Annotated in this window: 18 protein-coding genes and 1 pseudogene; 8 read left to right on the forward strand and 11 right to left on the reverse strand. The window is 72.9% G+C overall.

The genetic code is table 11. From position 1 onward, the window contains the following. Positions 1-40: 40 nt before the first annotated feature. The 3 genes and pseudogenes from ACZ4VI_RS25830 to ACZ4VI_RS25840 all read right to left on the reverse strand — a co-directional run. Positions 41-226: a DUF1272 domain-containing protein gene (locus tag ACZ4VI_RS25830; protein WP_468002864.1), complete on the reverse strand. Its 186-nt coding sequence runs from the start codon at positions 224-226 to the stop codon at positions 41-43. 112 nt (positions 227-338) lie between these two features. After that, a complete protein-coding gene (locus ACZ4VI_RS25835) occupies positions 339-1082 on the reverse strand; it encodes a transporter substrate-binding domain-containing protein (RefSeq protein WP_468002866.1) in 744 nt (247 codons plus the stop codon). Positions 1083-1243: 161 nt separating this feature from the next. After that, a pseudogene (locus tag ACZ4VI_RS25840) lies at positions 1244-1526 on the reverse strand (MarR family winged helix-turn-helix transcriptional regulator); the annotation flags it as partial. A 74-nt stretch (positions 1527-1600) separates the two neighbouring features. On the opposite strand from ACZ4VI_RS25840, the gene ACZ4VI_RS25845 reads away from it, so the two are divergent. Beyond that, positions 1601-1744 carry a hypothetical protein gene (locus tag ACZ4VI_RS25845; RefSeq protein ID WP_468002868.1) on the forward strand — a complete coding sequence of 48 codons (144 nt, stop codon included), beginning with the start codon at positions 1601-1603 and terminating at the stop codon, positions 1742-1744. A gap of 152 nt (positions 1745-1896) precedes the next feature. Then, positions 1897-2664 (forward strand): NPP1 family protein, encoded by a 768-nt coding sequence (locus ACZ4VI_RS25850; protein ID WP_468002870.1) that lies wholly within the window; start codon positions 1897-1899, stop codon positions 2662-2664. A 19-nt stretch (positions 2665-2683) separates the two neighbouring features. On the opposite strand, the gene ACZ4VI_RS25855 is transcribed toward ACZ4VI_RS25850, so the two are convergent. Next, entirely contained in the window at positions 2684-2902 is a 219-nt protein-coding gene (locus ACZ4VI_RS25855; RefSeq protein ID WP_468002872.1) for a DUF6296 family protein, read from the reverse strand. Between the two features lie 8 nt (positions 2903-2910). Further along, positions 2911-3840 carry an oxidoreductase gene (locus ACZ4VI_RS25860; protein ID WP_468002874.1) on the reverse strand — a complete coding sequence of 310 codons (930 nt, stop codon included), beginning with the start codon at positions 3838-3840 and terminating at the stop codon, positions 2911-2913. A 61-nt stretch (positions 3841-3901) separates the two neighbouring features. Here ACZ4VI_RS25860 and ACZ4VI_RS25865 point away from each other — a divergent pair, with 61 nt between their 5' ends. Next, complete coding sequence (locus tag ACZ4VI_RS25865; protein ID WP_468002876.1) at positions 3902-4567, forward strand: TetR family transcriptional regulator; 666 nt, start codon at positions 3902-3904, stop codon at positions 4565-4567. Here ACZ4VI_RS25865 and ACZ4VI_RS25870 read toward each other — a convergent pair. Together ACZ4VI_RS25870 and ACZ4VI_RS25875 are read right to left on the reverse strand one after the other, a co-directional pair. Beyond that, on the reverse strand, positions 4531-5136 hold the full coding sequence (locus ACZ4VI_RS25870; protein WP_468002878.1) for a TetR/AcrR family transcriptional regulator: 606 nt from the start codon (positions 5134-5136) through the stop codon (positions 4531-4533). The genes ACZ4VI_RS25865 and ACZ4VI_RS25870 overlap by 37 nt on opposite strands. A gap of 93 nt (positions 5137-5229) precedes the next feature. After that, on the reverse strand, positions 5230-7308 hold the full coding sequence (locus ACZ4VI_RS25875) for a galactose-binding domain-containing protein (protein WP_468002880.1): 2079 nt from the start codon (positions 7306-7308) through the stop codon (positions 5230-5232). Positions 7309-7543: 235 nt separating this feature from the next. Between ACZ4VI_RS25875 and ACZ4VI_RS25880 the strand changes: the two genes are divergently transcribed. Both ACZ4VI_RS25880 and ACZ4VI_RS25885 read left to right on the forward strand, forming a co-directional pair. Continuing rightward, positions 7544-8767, forward strand: a complete 1224-nt coding sequence (locus ACZ4VI_RS25880; protein WP_468002882.1) for a cytochrome P450 family protein — start codon at positions 7544-7546, stop codon at positions 8765-8767. An 87-nt stretch (positions 8768-8854) separates the two neighbouring features. Then, on the forward strand, positions 8855-9910 hold the full coding sequence (locus ACZ4VI_RS25885; protein WP_468002884.1) for an NAD-dependent epimerase/dehydratase family protein: 1056 nt from the start codon (positions 8855-8857) through the stop codon (positions 9908-9910). Here the strand turns inward: ACZ4VI_RS25885 and ACZ4VI_RS25890 are convergent. Both ACZ4VI_RS25890 and ACZ4VI_RS25895 read right to left on the reverse strand, forming a co-directional pair. Next, positions 9885-10997, reverse strand: coding sequence for a sensor histidine kinase (locus ACZ4VI_RS25890; protein WP_468002886.1), 1113 nt, complete (start codon positions 10995-10997; stop codon positions 9885-9887). The two genes, ACZ4VI_RS25885 and ACZ4VI_RS25890, sit on opposite strands and share 26 nt — an antisense overlap. A 3-nt stretch (positions 10998-11000) precedes the next feature. Then, positions 11001-11765 carry a response regulator transcription factor gene (locus ACZ4VI_RS25895; RefSeq protein ID WP_468002888.1) on the reverse strand — a complete coding sequence of 255 codons (765 nt, stop codon included), beginning with the start codon at positions 11763-11765 and terminating at the stop codon, positions 11001-11003. A 115-nt stretch (positions 11766-11880) separates the two neighbouring features. On the opposite strand from ACZ4VI_RS25895, the gene ACZ4VI_RS25900 reads away from it, so the two are divergent. Genes ACZ4VI_RS25900 through ACZ4VI_RS25910 form a run of 3 tightly spaced genes read left to right on the forward strand, consistent with a single transcriptional unit; the run spans position 11881 to position 14128 of the window. Next, positions 11881-12618 (forward strand): glycosyltransferase family 2 protein, encoded by a 738-nt coding sequence (locus tag ACZ4VI_RS25900; protein WP_468002890.1) that lies wholly within the window; start codon positions 11881-11883, stop codon positions 12616-12618. Continuing rightward, a complete protein-coding gene (locus ACZ4VI_RS25905) occupies positions 12615-13250 on the forward strand; it encodes a TIGR04282 family arsenosugar biosynthesis glycosyltransferase (RefSeq protein ID WP_468002892.1) in 636 nt (211 codons plus the stop codon). Before ACZ4VI_RS25900 ends, ACZ4VI_RS25905 begins: the two co-directional genes overlap by 4 nt. Next, on the forward strand, positions 13247-14128 hold the full coding sequence (locus tag ACZ4VI_RS25910) for a class I SAM-dependent methyltransferase (RefSeq protein WP_468002894.1): 882 nt from the start codon (positions 13247-13249) through the stop codon (positions 14126-14128). The genes ACZ4VI_RS25905 and ACZ4VI_RS25910 overlap by 4 nt, the downstream gene beginning before the upstream one ends. Here ACZ4VI_RS25910 and ACZ4VI_RS25915 read toward each other — a convergent pair. Then, on the reverse strand, positions 14107-14502 hold the full coding sequence (locus ACZ4VI_RS25915; RefSeq protein ID WP_468002896.1) for a hypothetical protein: 396 nt from the start codon (positions 14500-14502) through the stop codon (positions 14107-14109). The two genes, ACZ4VI_RS25910 and ACZ4VI_RS25915, sit on opposite strands and share 22 nt — an antisense overlap. Further along, positions 14502-15653, reverse strand: a complete 1152-nt coding sequence (locus ACZ4VI_RS25920; RefSeq protein ID WP_468002897.1) for a molybdopterin-dependent oxidoreductase — start codon at positions 15651-15653, stop codon at positions 14502-14504. Before ACZ4VI_RS25920 ends, ACZ4VI_RS25915 begins: the two co-directional genes overlap by 1 nt. Positions 15654-15708: the final 55 nt, after the last annotated feature.

Below are 15708 nucleotides of genomic sequence, written 5' to 3' on the forward strand. Positions count from 1 at the left end.
CAGCGAGTAACCGTCGACGGCCCCGCTAAACGGCTCACGGTCAGGCGGCGGCCATCCTGCGCGGCCGGGGGACCAGCTCACCGCCGCAGTTCGGGCAGATGTCGTCCATGGCGTCGCCGCAGGGCACGCAGAAGGTGCACTCGTACGAACAGATGCGCGCGGGCGCGTCCGGCGGCAGCGCCGCGGTCTCGCAGCGCTCGCACGTCTCACGCATCTCCAGAGCCATCGTTCTCCTTCAGGGTGTACGGGTGTCGCGCCGGGCGGGTCTGTTCACCGACCCGGTGACCCCACTCTCCCCGGCCGGACCGCGTGCCCGAAAGCGCGTCAAGGGCCAAAGATCACCATGATCGGGACTCGTCGTGCCGAGGCGGCGCCACCAGGGTGGGGGACTGGTTCGCGCGCCGCAGCGCGTCGGCGACGAAGCCGTCGGCCTTCAGCTCCTCGACCAGGTCGCCCAGGAACCCGACCGTCTCGGGCCGCCGGGCCCGGGTCGTGCCGACGGCCTGCCGGATCTCCATGAACCGTTCCTGGATCAGCCGGACGTCGGCGTTCGCCGCGACGAACGCGGTCATCGGCTGCCTGATCCCGGCCGCGACCTCCAGACCCTGCGTACGGAAGGCGTCGACGCCCTCCTCGCCGCGGACGACGGCCGCGTGCCGCAGCGTGCGGGTGAGGTACAGGTCGTACGCGGACCCGCGCTTCACACCGATCCGTACCCCCTCGCGGTCGACGTCCGCGGGGGTGACGAGGTCCGAGTCCGTGGGCACGGCGTACACGCCCTCGATCACGACGTACGGGGCGGTGAAGGCCACCTCGGCCTCGCGCGCCGGCTCGACGGCCAGGAAGCAGAGGTCGGCGCGGCCGGTGGCCATCGCCTCGTACGACGTGCGGGCCGCGTCGAAGCAGACGAGCTCGACCGGGACACCGAGGCGCGCGCCGGTCTCCCGGGCGATGTCGACCGTGACCCCGCCGGGGGAGTCCGGTGTGCCGTGCGCCAGGACCGGATTGCCGAGGTTGATCGACGCCCGCAGGACGCCGGTCGGCGCGAGATCCCGGGCGATGTCCGCGGTCGCAGTGGTCATGGGCCGGAGTCTAGGACAGGGGCTCCGGGGCTGGTCCGCGGGCCGGGGAGCCGGACACTCGCCGCGGTCACTCGGCGGCCGGGCCCCGGTCAGTCGCGGGGCCGGGGCCGCGGCCAGGGGCGGCCCTCCAGGCGCTCGGTGTCGCTGTTGAAGCGGCGCAGCTACGCGGCGAAGTCGGCCACCTTGTCGGCCGTCCAGTTCTCGAGGACCCGCTCCCGGCCGTGGACGTTCGCGGCGCGGTCCGCGTCGAGCCGGCGCCGCCCCTCGGCGGTGATCCGGATCCGGGATCCGTTCGACGACCCCGGCCTTCAGCATCGCGGCGGTCTGCCGGTTGAGCCTGGACGCGTCCAGGCCGAAGGCCTCGCTGAGCTGCCCGATGGACAGGGGCCCGTCGATCTCGATGCGGCTGAGCAGCACACAGGCGCTCCGGTCGAGTCGCCCGTCGGTGCCGCGCGCCCGACGCCCGCCCCCGTGGCGCCGAGGACGCGTTCCGCGTCGCCCTGCTCATCGGTAGCGGCGTGGGTCTCGCCGCGGCGGTCGTCGCCTTCCTCATCCCGGCCCGGCCCGCAGCCGGCACCGACGCAGCCACCGGCACCGACGAGGCGACCGACGCCGAAGGCGCCGCCGCGGCGCCGCATGCGCCGTCCGGGGCGAAGGTCTGACCGGACCGGCGACCGCAGCCCTTCACCCGGCCGCCATCGGCCGGTCCTCCACGCGACAGCGGGGTTCGAGAGAACTGATCTGGGCATGCCAAATCCCAGCGCCGAACGCACGGCGCGCACCCCCCGCATCGCGGTCCCTCAGGAGGACGCAGGTGAAGACGAGTTCGTGGATCCGCAGGGTCTCCGTCACCCTCGGCAGCAGCATCGTGCTGGTGGTCGCCGTCTCGGGCAGCGCGTTCGCCGCGCCGCCCGGGGCGCTGCCCGCCAACGCCGACGGACTGGAGCAGACGTTCCAGCCCGCCTACGACTACGACACGGACGGCTGCTACTCCACGCCGGCCATCGGCCCCGACGGCACGGTCAACGGCGGCCTCAACCCGTCCGGCGCTCTCAACGGCCAGTGCCGGGACTCCTGGGACCTCGACAACACCAACGGCTACGCCCGCTCGAAGTGCAACAACGGCTGGTGCGCCGTCCTCTACGGCCTCTACTTCGAGAAGGACCAGGCCCTGGCCGGCAGCGGACTCGGCGGCCACCGCCACGACTGGGAACACGTCGTCGTCTGGATCCAGAACAACGAGGCCCGGTACGTCTCCACCTCCGCGCACGGCGACTTCGACACCTACGCCCGTGACCAGATCCGCTGGGACGGCACCCACCCCAAGATCGTCTACCACAAGGACGGCCTGGGCACCCACTGCTTCCGCCCCGCCAACTCGGGCGACGAGCCGCCGGAGAACCACGAGCACGTGTGGCAGTTCCCGGCCCTGGTCGGCTGGAACGGCTACCCCGCCGGGCTGCGCGACAAGCTGAGCCAGGCGAACTTCGGCAGCGCCGTCTTCGGCCTGAAGGACGGCAACTTCGGCCCCCACCTGGCGAAGGCGAAGCCCGCGGGCATCCCGTTCGACCCCTACGCCTGAGCCGGCCCTGCGAAGGCGCTCAGTCCATGGGAACGGCGCGTGCGGGCACGTCGTGGCTCTGGTGCCCGCCGCTCGCCAGCATGCGTACATTGCCCTGCTCGTCGATCTCGGCCTGCACGATGCCCGTCTCGTCGGTGTACACGGGGTGCCCGCCGGCTCCCGTGCGGTCGGTGCGGGTGACGACGATCGAGTCACCCGATCCGGGAAAGGTCAGCTCATAGCGCTCGGCATGCTGCATGGGCCTGTTTATACCGACACATCGAACCGAACGCCGGTCAGCCGCTCCGACACCTCCCACAGCCGGCGGCCGGTTCCGGCATCGGCCGCCTCGGGGGAGAGGCGTACCAGGGCGGGCCCGCCGCGCATCTCGCCCGGCCCGTCCGGGCCGAAGAACTGGCCGCCCGCCACGCCGGGGGCGGTCGCCGCGTACAGCTGAGGGAGTGCGCCGCGTTCCGGCGTCTGGGCGAACGGCTTGAGCAGATGGCCGTACAGCACACGCACCGGGGCGACCGGCGCGCTCGTCTGAAGGCGGGTGGCCGCGTAGCCGGGATGGGCGAGCAGGCTGCGCACCGGGCTGCCGGCCGCGGCCAGCCGGCGGTGCAGTTCGTACCCGAAGACGGCGTTGGCGAACTTCGACTGGTCGTAGAAGGGCATCGGCGCATAGTCCCGCTCGCCGTCGAGGTCGTCGAAGCGGAGACGGCCCTTGCGGTGGTTGAGCGAACTCACCGTGACCACACGGGGGTCGGCCCCGGCGGCCAGCAGGTCGAGCAGCAGCCCGGTCAGGGCGAAGTGGCCGAGGTGATTCGCGGCGAACTGCAGCTCGTGCCGCTGCGCGCTCAGCGTGCGGGGCGGCGCCATCACGCCGGCGTTGTTGACGAGCACGTCGAGGCGCGCGAGCTCCGCGCGCAGCCGGCGGGCGAAAGCGCGGACCGAGTCGAGATCGGCCAGGTCCAGGTGGCGTACGTCGAGCCGGGCGCCCGGATGTTCCGCGGCGATCTCCTCGACCGCCCGATGACCCTTGGCCTCGTCCCGTACCGCGAGGATCACGTGCCCGCCCCGGCGGGCGAGCGCCCGCGTCGTCGCCAGGCCGAGGCCGCTGTTGGCTCCGGTGACGACGCACAGCCGGCCGGTCTGGTCAGGGATCCGCTCCGCGGTCCACTGTCGCATCTCCGTCATGCGGCACACGTTGCCGCTGATGACACCAAGTGTCAAGGCGCGCCTGAGTGTTATGGAGGGCATGGGGTGTACGCTGGGCGTCGTGAGTCCGAGCCCTGACCTGACCCTGGCCCAGCGCAAACGGCAGCTCGTCTCGAACGAGTTGACCGAAGCCGCCCTGCAACTCCTCGCGGTGAAGGGGTTCGACGCGGTCACCGTCGACGAGATCGTGGCCGCCGCCGGCGTGTCCAAGCGGACGTTCTTCCGGTACTTCGCGTCCAAGGAGGACGTCGTCGTCCAGTTCCTGGCCGACATGGGCACCGGCATCCGCGCCGAACTCGCCGCCCGCCCCGCCGGGGAACCGCCGTCGGTGGCGCTGCGCCACGCCATGGCGGTTCCGATCGCCGCCTGCACCGACCACCCCGACCACACGGAACGGGCCCTGCGCGTGGTGCGGTTGATCCTGGGCACCCCCGCCCTGCACGCCCGCTTCCTGGAGCGGCGGCTGCGGTGGAGCGACGACCTGGCGGCGGAGCTGACGCACCGTCTGAAGCTCGATCCCGCCACCGATCTGTACCCGGGCCTCGCCGCCGGGATGGCGCTCACCGCCTTCGACGCCACCCTGCACCGATGGAGTGCCGGAGACGGCACCGACGACCCCGCCGAACTGATCGAGCGCGCCTTCGCCCTCCTCGCCCCCGCACTGGACGGTCACACCCTCTTTTCCCTGACGAGCACCGCGACCTGATCGGTGACCAGGTCGAGGAGCGCCGCCGAGGACTCCTCATCGTCGCCCACGACGAGGAGGTTCAGGGTCAGCCCGTCCGTGACCGCCGCCAGATAGCGGGCCAGGACCGGCAGGGGAACCCGGATGTCGAGGAGCATGCTCGCGTCGAGCTCCACGATGAGCTCGTGGTAGATCTCCGCGTACCGCTCGTGCTGACGGCGGGCCAGCGGCTCGAACCCCGGTGTGCGCAGCGCGTACTGGGTGAGCTCGTACGTCAGCATGTGTTCGCCCGGGTGGGCGCGGACGTGCTCCCAGTACGCCTCGAAGCCCGCCCGGATGGTCTCCCGGAACGTGGCGCGCGGCCGGAGCGCCTTCTTCACCGTCCCCACGTAGTGGTCCGTGATCGCCGAGATCACGGACTCGAGCAGGGCCTGCTTGGAGTCGAAGCAGTAGTGGAAGACGCTCAGCGACACGCCCGCCTCGGCGGCGATCGACCGGGTCGTCGTCCTCGGCACGCCGTCCCGGGTCATCGCCCGGATCGCCGCCTCGGTCAACTGCCGACGCCGTTCGGCGAGCGGCATACGGGACATGCGGTGGTTCCCTTCTCGTACGGCCAGCGGTTCTCGTACGGCACGGGGTGGGGCGACCGTCCGGCCACCCCACCCATGGATCACCGGTCTCCGTCACCCGCTGTAGACGCCCACCTCGCGGAGCGAGTACCCCCACTCGGTGCCGCGCGTCACGCCGTAGATCCTGACGTACCGCGCCGTCGTACCGGCGAACTGGACGGTGTCCAGGCCGCCGTCACCGCTCGTGGTGGACCAGGCGGTGCGCCAGGACGCGCCGTCGTCGGAGACCTCGACGCGGTACGCCTTTCCGTACGCCCGCTCCCAGTCGAGCGTGACCCGCTTGACCAGCTGCGGCTCCCCGAGGTCGATACGGAGCCACTGCCCGTCCTTCCACTCGCTCGCCCACCGGGTGCCCGGGTCGCCGTCGACGGCCCGGCCGGGCGCGAACGTCACGAACGGGTTCCACCACTCAATGGTGGACGCCGATGCCGCGGCGCCCGAGGCCAGGTTCACCCCGGCGCGGTGCTGCTCGGAGGCGCCCCAGGTGTCGAGATAGGACTCGGCGCCCCGGAACAGGTCGTCCACCACGTCCTGGCCGCCGACCAGCCGGATGTCCTCGATCCAGTCCGGCACCAGGCCGTTGTGCGCGGCGCCGTCGGTGTTGAGGTCCCAGGTCCGCTGCCCCGTGGTCTGCCGGTCGATGACGGAGCCGCCGTCCGTGCTGCGGAACGGATACCGCACCGCGTTCGGGGCGTCCGCGCCCCGCGGGCCCGGCCAGCCGCCGACCCCGTTCATGTCGGTGCCGTAGCCATAGCCCACGTCGTACTTCTCGCGCAGGGCGTCCGTCCGCTTCGCCTCCGCGCTGAAGCCCTCGGAGCCGTGCATGTACTGGGCGATGAAGCCGCCGAGCCCGTAGACCCGTTCGGTCCAGTTCAGGTCCATCCAGCTGTGCGAGGAGAGGACGCCCGGGTACGACGCCGACTCCATGATGTCCAGCGCCCGGCCCGTGGCCTTGACGCTCATGTGGTCGATCTCCAGCATCATCTTGCGCTTCATCATGCCGCGCACCGCGTACTCGCCGAGTTCGGTCAGGCCGCGGGTGTTGCACTGCGCGTCGCCCGCGTACGAGGGGACGGCCACGCCCGCCGGCAGCTGCTTCTCCGCCTGCGGCGCCGCCGCGAGCCCGATCGGGTTGTCGTGCTGCGGTCCCGTGCACTTCTCGGTCTTCCAGAACGTGCCGGTCGACAGGAACTGGCCGACGTTGATCGCGGTGCCGAGCGCGCCCTCGTCGAACCGGACCCCGCACAGCGCGTTGTCGAACTTGTGGCAGAGGAACATGCTGCGCACGCCCAGCTGGTGGAGCTCGTCCAGACCGCGGTCGATGTCGGCCCGGTCGCACTGCGCGATGTCCAGGATCTGCTTGCAGCCGAAGGGCTCGGAGGTCTCGACCCCGAGGACGACCGCCAGCTTGCCCTGCTGGATGACCTCACGGGCCTGCGCGGAGTCGGTGACGATCCGGAACCAGCCCTTGCCCGGCCCGCCGAACATCCTGTCGATGTAGTCCTGCATCTCGTACGTCTTGCGGGCCTGCAGCCGGATGGACGTCATCTCGTCGCAGCTACGGTCCTTGAAGAAGTAGACCGAGCAGATCACGCCATTGGTGACGAGGTCGTTGACGAGCACCCGCTGACCGCCGCGCCAGGCCCGCTCGACCCAGGCGTAGTAGTTCTGCTGGTGGGTGAGCGAGTCATGGGCAGGCCAGTCCTTGAACGTCGGCCAGCCGTTCGGGTCGTGCCTGCCGTCGCCGCCCTTGGTGATGAAGTCGAAGACCGCGAGCGAGCCGTCGGGGTAGTGCTCGGGGCAGTCCTTGAGCGCGTCGGCGATGCCCTGCTCCGAGAACGTCTGGCCGCAGATGAGGCGGCCGCCGAAGGCCTCGTTGGACATCAGGTGGTTGTGCGCGTCGACAAAACCGCGCACCTCGCCCTTGGCGTTGGTGCCCTTGAAGGGCTCGCCCGTGATGTTGATCGCGGAGTCGGGCTGGGGCCGGGCGACGGGGTTCCACCAGGAGTCGTCGGCCGCCGAGCCGGGCGCCGGGCCCAGCAGCATGGCCATGGTGGCGAGCAGCAGCGCGAGCACGGCCAGCGGCCCGCGCCTGCCGGACGCACGGCTGTGCGAGGGGGGTCTCATGGACATCACTCACGTCTTCGGTCGAGGGAGGTTGTCATGTTCCGCGCGAAAGGCGTGGTCGAGGATCCCGACTGCCGCGAGCGGAGTCAAGAGTCCGGGACAGATGACCTGATGGACGGGGCGCGCGGCCGCGCGCCTGCCGAAATCGGCCACCGGGTCCACATCCTGATCTTTCGTCAGAACCTCACGGCACCCACCCTGGAAGGGCTCGCCGTTCCACCCCTCCGCCGAAAGGACCGCCGTGAGCCGCCCGAACCACCCGATCGTTCTCGATCCCACCGGCGCCGACCACCACGCCGAACACCGGCTGCTGCGCGCCCACGGCCCCGCGGCTCTCGTGGACGTCCTCGGCGTGCGGGCGTGGTCGGTCACCGACCCGGTCCTGCTCAGGAGACTCCTCACCGGCCCGGACGTGTCCAAGGACGGCCGCGCCCACTGGCCGGCCTTCGAGGAGGCGGTACCAAACTGGCCGCTTGCCCTGTGGGTCGCGGTGTCGAACATGTTCACCGCCTACGGCGCCGACCACGCGAGGCTCCGCCGCCTGGTCGCCCCCGCGTTCAGCGCCCGCCGCGTCGCCACCCTGCGCCCGGTCGTCGAGACCTTGGTGACCGGGCTCCTCGACGACCTGGCGGCCTCACCGCCCGGCGAGGTCGTCGACCTGCGCGAACGGCTCGCCTACCCGCTGCCCATCGCCCTCATCGGCCACATGATGGGCGTCCCCGAGGAGCGCCGCGACGGCTTCCGTACGCTCGTGGACGGCGTCTTCGACACCACGCTCACCGCAGAGGAAGCCGCGGCCAACGCCGCACGCCTCTACGGCCTCCTCGACGACCTCATCGCCGCCAAACGGGCCGAACCCGGCGAGGACATGACCTCGCTCCTCATCGCCACGCGCGACGAGGACGGCTCCACACTCACCGAGGCCGAACTGCGGGACACACTCCTGCTGGTGATCAGCGCCGGGTACGAGACGACGGTGAACGTCATCGACCAGGCGATCACCTCCCTGCTCACCCACCCCGACCAGTTCGCCCACCTCCGCGCCGGCCGGACCGGCTGGAACGACGTGGTCGAGGAGACCCTCCGCCACGAGCCGGCCGTCAAACACCTCCCGCTCCGTTACGCGGTCACGGACATCCCGCTCGCCGACGGCCGCACCATCGCCCGCGGCGACGCGATCCTCGCCTCGTACGCGGCGGCCAACCGCCATCCCGACTGGCACGGCCCGACGGCCGACACCTTCGACGTCACCCGCACCACCAAGGACCACCTGGCCTTCGGCCACGGCGTCCACTTCTGCCTCGGCGCCCCCCTGGCCCGCCTGGAGGTGGCCACGGCCCTGGAACACCTCTTCACCCGCTTCCCCGGCCTCACCCTGGCCGTCCCGCCCACGGACCTGCGCCCCCTCCCCTCCCTGATCAGCAACGGCCACCAGTTCCTCCCGATCCGCCTGCGCCCGGCGTAGGCAGGACAGGGTGCATGTTCCTTACGAATCACGGACGTCGGCGCGCACGCCCGGGCTGATCGGCGTGCGGTCCGTACGGTGATCCGTATGCGTGTACTTGTGACCGGCGGCGCGGGGTTCATCGGGTCCCACATCGTCGACACCCTCGCGGCCCGTGGCCATCGTCCCGTCGTCCTGGACGGCCTCCTCCCGACCGCTCACCACGGACCGCCCCCGGCCCCGCCCGCCGGGGCCGAGTGGGTGCACGCGGACGTGCGGGACCGTGAGACCGTCGCGCGCGCCCTCGACGGGGTGGACGCCGTGTGCCATCAGGCCGCCATGGTCGGCCTCGGCAAGGACTTCGCCGACGCCCCCGACTACGTCGGCTGCAACGACCTCGGCACCGCCGTCCTCCTCGCCGCCATGGCCGAGGTCGGAATCGGCCGGCTCGTACTCGCCGGCTCCATGGTCGTCTACGGCGAGGGCCGCTACGACTGCCCCGCCCACGGCCCCGTGCGCCCCGGCCCCCGCGCCGAACACGACCTCGCGGAGGGCCGGTTCGAACCCCGCTGCCCCACGTGCGGCGCCGACCTCGCGCCGGGCCTCGTCGGCGAGGACGCCCCCGCCGACCCGCGCAACGTGTACGCCACCACCAAACTCGCCCAGGAACACCTCGCCGCCGCCTGGGCCCGCACCACCGGCGGAAGAGCCGTCTCCCTGCGCTACCACAACGTCTACGGCCCCCGGATGCCCCGCGACACCCCCTACGCCGGAGTCGCCTCCCTCTTCCGCTCCGCCCTCGCGCGCGGCGAGGCCCCCCGCGTCTTCGAGGACGGCGGCCAGCGCCGGGACTTCGTCCACGTACGGGACGTGGCCGCCGCCAACGCCCTCGCCCTGGAGGCCCTCGACGACCGCGCCCCCGCCACCCTCACCTCGTACAACACCGGCAGCGGCGAGCCCCACACCGTCGGCGAGATGGCGACGGCGCTCGCCGCCGCCCACGGCGGGCCGCCCCCGGTCGTGACGGGGGAGTACCGGCTCGGCGACGTACGCCACATCACCGCCGACTCCGCCCGCATCCGCGCCGACCTCGGCTGGCGCCCCGCGGTCGGCTTCGCCGAGGGCATGGCCGAGTTCGCTACGAACGGGCTGCGGGGAGCGTGACCTCGAAGCAGCACCCGCCGTCCACATTGCGCACACCGGCGCTGCCCGCGTGCGCCTCCACGATCCCCCGGACGATGGCGAGCCCCAGGCCCGCGCCGCCCGGCGGCGTCCGGGCCTCCGTGCCCCGCCAGCCCGTGTCGAAGACCCGCGGCAGCTCGTCCACCGCGATGCCGCCGCAGCCGTCCGTGACCGACAGGACCACGGAGCCGGCACGGCGCTCGGCCGCCACGGCGACCGTGCCGTCGGCCGGCGTGTGACGGATGGCGTTGACCAGCAAGTTCGCCAGGACCCGCGTCATCTCCCGGCCGTCCACCTCCACCGGCACCGGCGCGACCCGGTCGCCCACCAGACGCACCCCCTGCTCACGTGCGAGCGGCACCGCGCCGGCCAGCGCGTCGTCCACCAGATCGTGGACCGAGACACGGGCCGGGCTCAACGTCAGCGCGCCCGCGTGGATACGGGAGAGCTCGAACAGGTCGCCCACCATGGTGTTCAGCCGGTCGACCTCGGTCCTGATCTGCCGGTGATAGCGGGCGGGATCGGCGACCACACCGTCCTCCAGAGCCTCGGACATGGCCCGCAGACCGGCGAGCGGCGTCCGCAGATCGTGCGAGATCCAGGCCACCAGCTCCCGCCTGGACGCCTCCAGGGCGCGCTCGCGCTCCCGGGACTCGGCGAGCCGCTCACTGGTCGCCGACAACTCCCGGCTGAGCGCGGCCAGTTCGGCGGGCGCGGGCACGGCGGGCGCCGTGAAGACCCCGCCCTCCCCGAAATCCCGGGCGGCCACGGCGAGTTCCCGGCAGCTCGCGACGACCTGACGGCCCAGCAGGAGCGCCGTGCCGAGCGAGACGACGGCCGCCATCGCGACGACCGTGGTGACCACGGACAGGTCGTGCGGCGAGAGGAACATCGCCCAGGCCACCGCGAGCGTCCCGGAGAGCATCGCCGTCACGGCGACGGCCGCGACGACGCCGAGCGACACCGCGACCGACCGGCGCCGCAACAACCGCAGCAGCCCCGCGCCTGGCAGCCCGGCGGCCGCCGCGCCCACGAAGGCGTACAGAGCGATGAGGAGCATGTCGCGCACGGTTCACCCCTCCGTCGTGGGCGTCGTGGGCGTCGAGCGGGGGGCGGAGTCCGCCGGATGCGGGGCCGTATCGAAGCGGTACCCGGCCCCCCAGACCGTCTGGATCAGCAGAGGACGCGCCGGATCCTCCTCGATCTTCCCGCGCAGCCGCCGGACGTGGACCGTGACCGTCGACAGATCGCCGAAGTCCCACCCCCACACCTCCCGCATCAGCCGCTCGCGGTCGCACACCTCGCCCGGATGCAGCAGGAAATAGCTCAGCAGGTCGAACTCGCGCAGCGTCAGCGCCAGCGGCCGCCCGTCCTTGAGCGCGCGCCGGGCCGCCGGGTCGACCTCCAGGCCGCCCGTCCGCAGCAGCGGTCCCGGCCGCCGGACCGCGGTGTGGCGGCGGAGCACGGACTCCACCCGCAGCACCAGCTCACGCGGGCTGAAGGGCTTGGTGACGTAGTCGTCGGCCCCGATCTCAAGCCCGAGGATCCGGTCCTCCTCGTCGCTGCGCGCCGTCAGCATGATCACCGGTACCGGCCCGCGGCCCCGCAGCTGCCGGCAGACCTCGAGACCGTCCATGCCCGGCAGCATCAGATCGAGGACCACCAGGTCCGGCCACCGCACCCCTGCGGCCGCCAGCGCGGACGGCCCGTCCGCCACCCGGTCCACGGCGAATCCGGCCCGTTCCAGGTAGCCCGTGACCACTTCGGCGACGGTCGGATCGTCGTCCACGACCAGGACGTGCGGGGCCGTCCGCGTGGACTGTTCAGACTGCTGCATGGGAGTCAGCCTCGCACCGGTCGCCTCAGCGCGGCACTCGAGGGGTGGGGCAAGGGGGCGATGTCCGCGTTTCGTAAGGTCCGCAGATCCCTTTTGTCCGTTCCGGATTCGTACGGTGAAATCCGTGACCGACTCGCCTTCCGCGACCACGTACGCGGTGAACGTTGTCCTGCCCTGCCTCGACGAGGCCGATGCCCTGCCCTGGGTCCTGGAGAGGGTGCCGCCCGGCTGGCGGGCGATCGTCGTCGACAACGGATCGACCGACGGCTCCCCGGACATCGCCCGCGCCCTCGGCGCGACCGTCGTCACGGAACCGCGCCGCGGCTTCGGAGCCGCCTGCCACGCGGGGCTGCTGGCCGCGGACGCGGACATCGTCTGCTTCTGCGACTGCGACGGCTCCCTCGACCCCGGTCTGCTGGTCCCGTTCGCGGCCCAGGTCGCGGCAGGGGAGGCCGACCTCGTCCTCGGCCGCCGGCGCCCCCAGTCGCGCGACGCCTGGCCGCCGCACGCCCGGGCCGGCAACCTCGCCCTCGCCCGGATGCTGCGCCGCCGTACCGGACTCCGCCTGCACGACCTCGGCCCGATGCGCGCCGCGCGACGCGAGGCGCTGCTCTCCCTCGGCCTCACCGACCGCCGCAGCGGCTACCCCCTCCAGATGGTGGTGCGCGCCGCCGGCGCGGGCTGGCGGGTGACCGAGAGGGACGTCCCGTACCTGTCCCGTACGGGAAAGTCCAAGGTCACCGGCACCTGGCGCGGAACCTGGCAGGCCGTTCGCGACATGCGCAAGGTTCTGCGCGAGGCACCACAGGCGCCGGAGACCGCCGGCGCGGCGCCCCTGGGGGCCGAGCGATGAGCACGCTCCTCGTCATCGCCAAGGAACCCGTACCTGGCCGGGTCAAGACCCGGCTCACCCCGCCCTTCAGCCCCGAGCAGGCGGCCCACCTTGCCGAGGCCGCGCTCGCCGACACGCTTGCCACGGTGCTCGCCACCCCCGCCGACCGCCGCGTCCTCGCCCTCGACGGCGCGCCCGGCGACTGGCTTCCGCACGGCTTCGAGGTCGTGCCCCAGGCCTCGGGCGGCCTGGACGAACGCCTCGCAGCCGCCCTCGCGGGCTGTACGGGTCCCACCCTGCTGATCGGCATGGACACCCCGCAGGTGACCCCGGAACTCCTGGGCGCGGGGCTGGACTTCACCGGCTGCGACGCCCGGTTCGGACCGGCGGACGACGGCGGCTTCTGGGCGCTGGGCCTCGCCATCCCCGACCCCGCCCTGCTGCGCGGCGTCCCCATGTCCGTACCGGAGACCGGGGCCGTACAGCGCCGGCGCCTCTCCGACGGCGGCCTCCGTGTGCGTGATCTGCCGCGCCTACGGGACGTGGACACGGCCGCCGACGCCCGGGCCGTCGCCGAGGCGGCCCCCGGCACCCGCTTCGCGGCCCACCACCGGGCGCTGACCGCGACCACGTCCGGGGCCGGGATCGCATGAGCGCGCTGGAATCGGAGGGCGGTACGGCAGAACTCCTCGGTACGAGGGCGCCGGCGGAGTCCCCGGAGCCCCCACCCGCCCGGGACCCCATCCGCACCCCGGGCCACACGCGCGCCCCCAAACCCGCCCGCGCCCCGGAGTCCGTACGAGCCCAGGACCTCGCCAGTGCCGGGGAGTCCGTCCGCGCCTCGGAACTCGCGGGTGTGCCCGAGTCCGTCCGCGCCCCGGAACCCGTCCGTCCCCATGCCTGGCTCGCCGACCCCTGGATCGACGCCCTCCGTTCCGGGCGGGGGCCGCTCTTCCTGCGGCGGGACGACGGCTGGCTCCTGCCCCTGGAGATCGAGCGGTGGTGCGCGGCCGCCGACCCGGCCGACGCCACCGTGCTCGCCCGGTGCGAGGGACCGGTCCTCGACGTCGGCTGCGGCCCCGGGCGCCTCGTGCAGGCGCTGGCCGTCGCGGGGCGGCCCGTGCTCGGCATCGACGTGTGCCAGGAGGCCGTCGACCGTACGGTCTCCGGCGGCGGCACCGCCCTGTGCCGGTCCGTCTTCGACCCGCTGCCGAGCGAGGGCCGCTGGGGCACCGTCCTGCTGATGGACGGCAACATCGGCATCGGCGGCGACCCGGGGAGCCTCCTCGAACGCGCCGCCGAGCTGGTGGCGCCCGAAGGGCAGGTCCTCGTGGAGGCGGCCGGCCCCGACGTCGACGAACGGGTCGAGGTCCGCGTCGTCGACGGCCGTGGCGCACGCGGCGCGGACTTCCCCTGGGCCCGCGTCGGCGCCCCGGCCCTGCCCGCGTACGCCGACGCCACGGGGTGGCGGGTCGAACACCGCTGGCGGACCCGGGGCCGAAGCTTCCTTCAGCTCCGGCGCCGCCGCTGAGCAAGACGCCGTACGCCGAGGAGCGCGCCCGTACCGACCGACACCACCCCCATCAGGACCAGCCAGTTGCGCACGTAGTCCAGCGGGAGGGCCGTCGGGTTGGGCGGGCTGCCGGGCCGCACCATCACGGGCAGCGCGATCAGCGTGAGACACCCCGCCACGATCAGCCCGCCGCGCACCACCCCCCGGGCGGGCACGGCGGCGAGCAGCAGCCCGGCGCCCAGCACGAGCGGCGCGATCACCCCGTCGTGCAGCACGATCGCGCCCGCCAGCCAGAGCACCACCTCCCCGACCGTCCCCGTACGCGACAGCAGCCACGCGCCGAGCCCCATGAGCGCGACCCCCAGCGCCCCGCACACATACCGGACCACCATCACAGCACCTCCAGTCCGGCGACCCACTTGGTCTGCCACACGCCCGGCCGGTTCGGCGCGATGATCCGCGCCGGGAAACCGTGGTCGAGGGAGAGCACCTGCCCGTTGAGCCGCAGCGCCAGCAAGGTCATCGGATCCTCCGCGTACGTCGCCCCCATCTCCATGACCCGGTACGCGCCCCGCCGTTCCAGGGACACCACCCGTACCCGGGACCGCGGCGAGGCCCCCGCCCGCTCCAGCAGATCCCGGATCCGTACGCCGGTCCAGCGCGCCTCCACGCTCCACCCTTCCACACACGCGATCGGCAGCGACACCTCGACCTGCGACAGGTCTCGCAGTTCGGCCAGGCTCAGCGCGTACGGCCGCGGTCCGGCCACCGTCAGCCGCCAGTCGCTCGCCGTCGCCGCGCTCACCCCGGCCGCGACGGCCGTCCGGTTGATCGGCAGACCCTGCGTCCCGCGGTCCGGGTGACGCGGCGCGAGCAGGTCCAGCCGCTTCAGCGGCGTGAACGACTGGCCCACCGTCGTCAGCGTGACCGCCGCGACCCCCGCCGCGACACCCGTCAGGAGCGACCGCCGGTCCGGCTCGTCCTCGGCCGGCAGCTCCAGCGTCCCGGCCGACCGGCGCCCCCAATGGGACCGGATCTCGGGCCATTTGACGGCGACGTGCAGCAGCACAGCCCCGGCGAGCAGCCAGGCCACGGCGAAGTGCACGGGCACGAACGAGAACGGCCACGGGTACCACTCGACGGTGTTCAGCAACCCTGTGAACAGCTGGAATACACCGGCCGCGACCAGGACGGCCACGGACAGCCGCTCCAGGGCGTGCCGCACCGACCGCAGCGGCGGCCGGACGAACAGCCTCGGATAGACCGCCCACAACTTCGCCATCAGCAGCGGGATCGCCGCGATGCCGCTCGCCACGTGCAGCCCCTGGCTGAAGCGGTAGCCCCAGGTCGGCCGGCTCGGCAGGACGTCGGCGAGCCAGTCCGGCGGCCGCTGCAGATAGTGGCTGGTGACGCCGGTGACGAAGCAGACCGTGATGGCGAGCCCGAGCCAGCGGCCGATCGAGGTCGCGGTCCGCGCGTCATGGAGCCGGCCGCGGAAGGTGGGGAAGGGTGGCAGCGCGAGGGGCGGTTTCATGCCCTCCATCTCACCCCTCACCGGGCCGCGAACGGCGGATCGACCCCTTACGAAACGCGGACGG

The organism is Streptomyces sp. NPDC029169 (genome assembly GCF_055563935.1).

Bases quoted from the DNA above. Each gene is read 5' to 3' on its own strand.
- ACZ4VI_RS25830 (WP_468002864.1), bottom strand. From the start codon at position 226: ATGGCTCTGGAGATGCGTGAGACGTGCGAGCGCTGCGAGACCGCGGCG.
- ACZ4VI_RS25875 (WP_468002880.1), bottom strand. From the start codon at position 7,308: ATGTCCATGAGACCCCCCTCGCACAGCCGTGCGTCCGGCAGGCGCGGG.
- ACZ4VI_RS25910 (WP_468002894.1), top strand. From the start codon at position 13,247: ATGAGCGCGCTGGAATCGGAGGGCGGTACGGCAGAACTCCTCGGTACG.
- ACZ4VI_RS25920 (WP_468002897.1), bottom strand. From the start codon at position 15,653: ATGGAGGGCATGAAACCGCCCCTCGCGCTGCCACCCTTCCCCACCTTC.
- ACZ4VI_RS25835 (WP_468002866.1), bottom strand. From the start codon at position 1,082: ATGACCACTGCGACCGCGGACATCGCCCGGGATCTCGCGCCGACCGGC.
- ACZ4VI_RS25895 (WP_468002888.1), bottom strand. From the start codon at position 11,765: ATGCAGCAGTCTGAACAGTCCACGCGGACGGCCCCGCACGTCCTGGTC.
- ACZ4VI_RS25870 (WP_468002878.1), bottom strand. From the start codon at position 5,136: ATGTCCCGTATGCCGCTCGCCGAACGGCGTCGGCAGTTGACCGAGGCG.
- ACZ4VI_RS25855 (WP_468002872.1), bottom strand. From the start codon at position 2,902: ATGCAGCATGCCGAGCGCTATGAGCTGACCTTTCCCGGATCGGGTGAC.
- ACZ4VI_RS25865 (WP_468002876.1), top strand. From the start codon at position 3,902: ATGGGGTGTACGCTGGGCGTCGTGAGTCCGAGCCCTGACCTGACCCTG.
- ACZ4VI_RS25915 (WP_468002896.1), bottom strand. From the start codon at position 14,502: ATGGTGGTCCGGTATGTGTGCGGGGCGCTGGGGGTCGCGCTCATGGGG.
- ACZ4VI_RS25860 (WP_468002874.1), bottom strand. From the start codon at position 3,840: ATGACGGAGATGCGACAGTGGACCGCGGAGCGGATCCCTGACCAGACC.
- ACZ4VI_RS25905 (WP_468002892.1), top strand. From the start codon at position 12,615: ATGAGCACGCTCCTCGTCATCGCCAAGGAACCCGTACCTGGCCGGGTC.
- ACZ4VI_RS25885 (WP_468002884.1), top strand. From the start codon at position 8,855: ATGCGTGTACTTGTGACCGGCGGCGCGGGGTTCATCGGGTCCCACATC.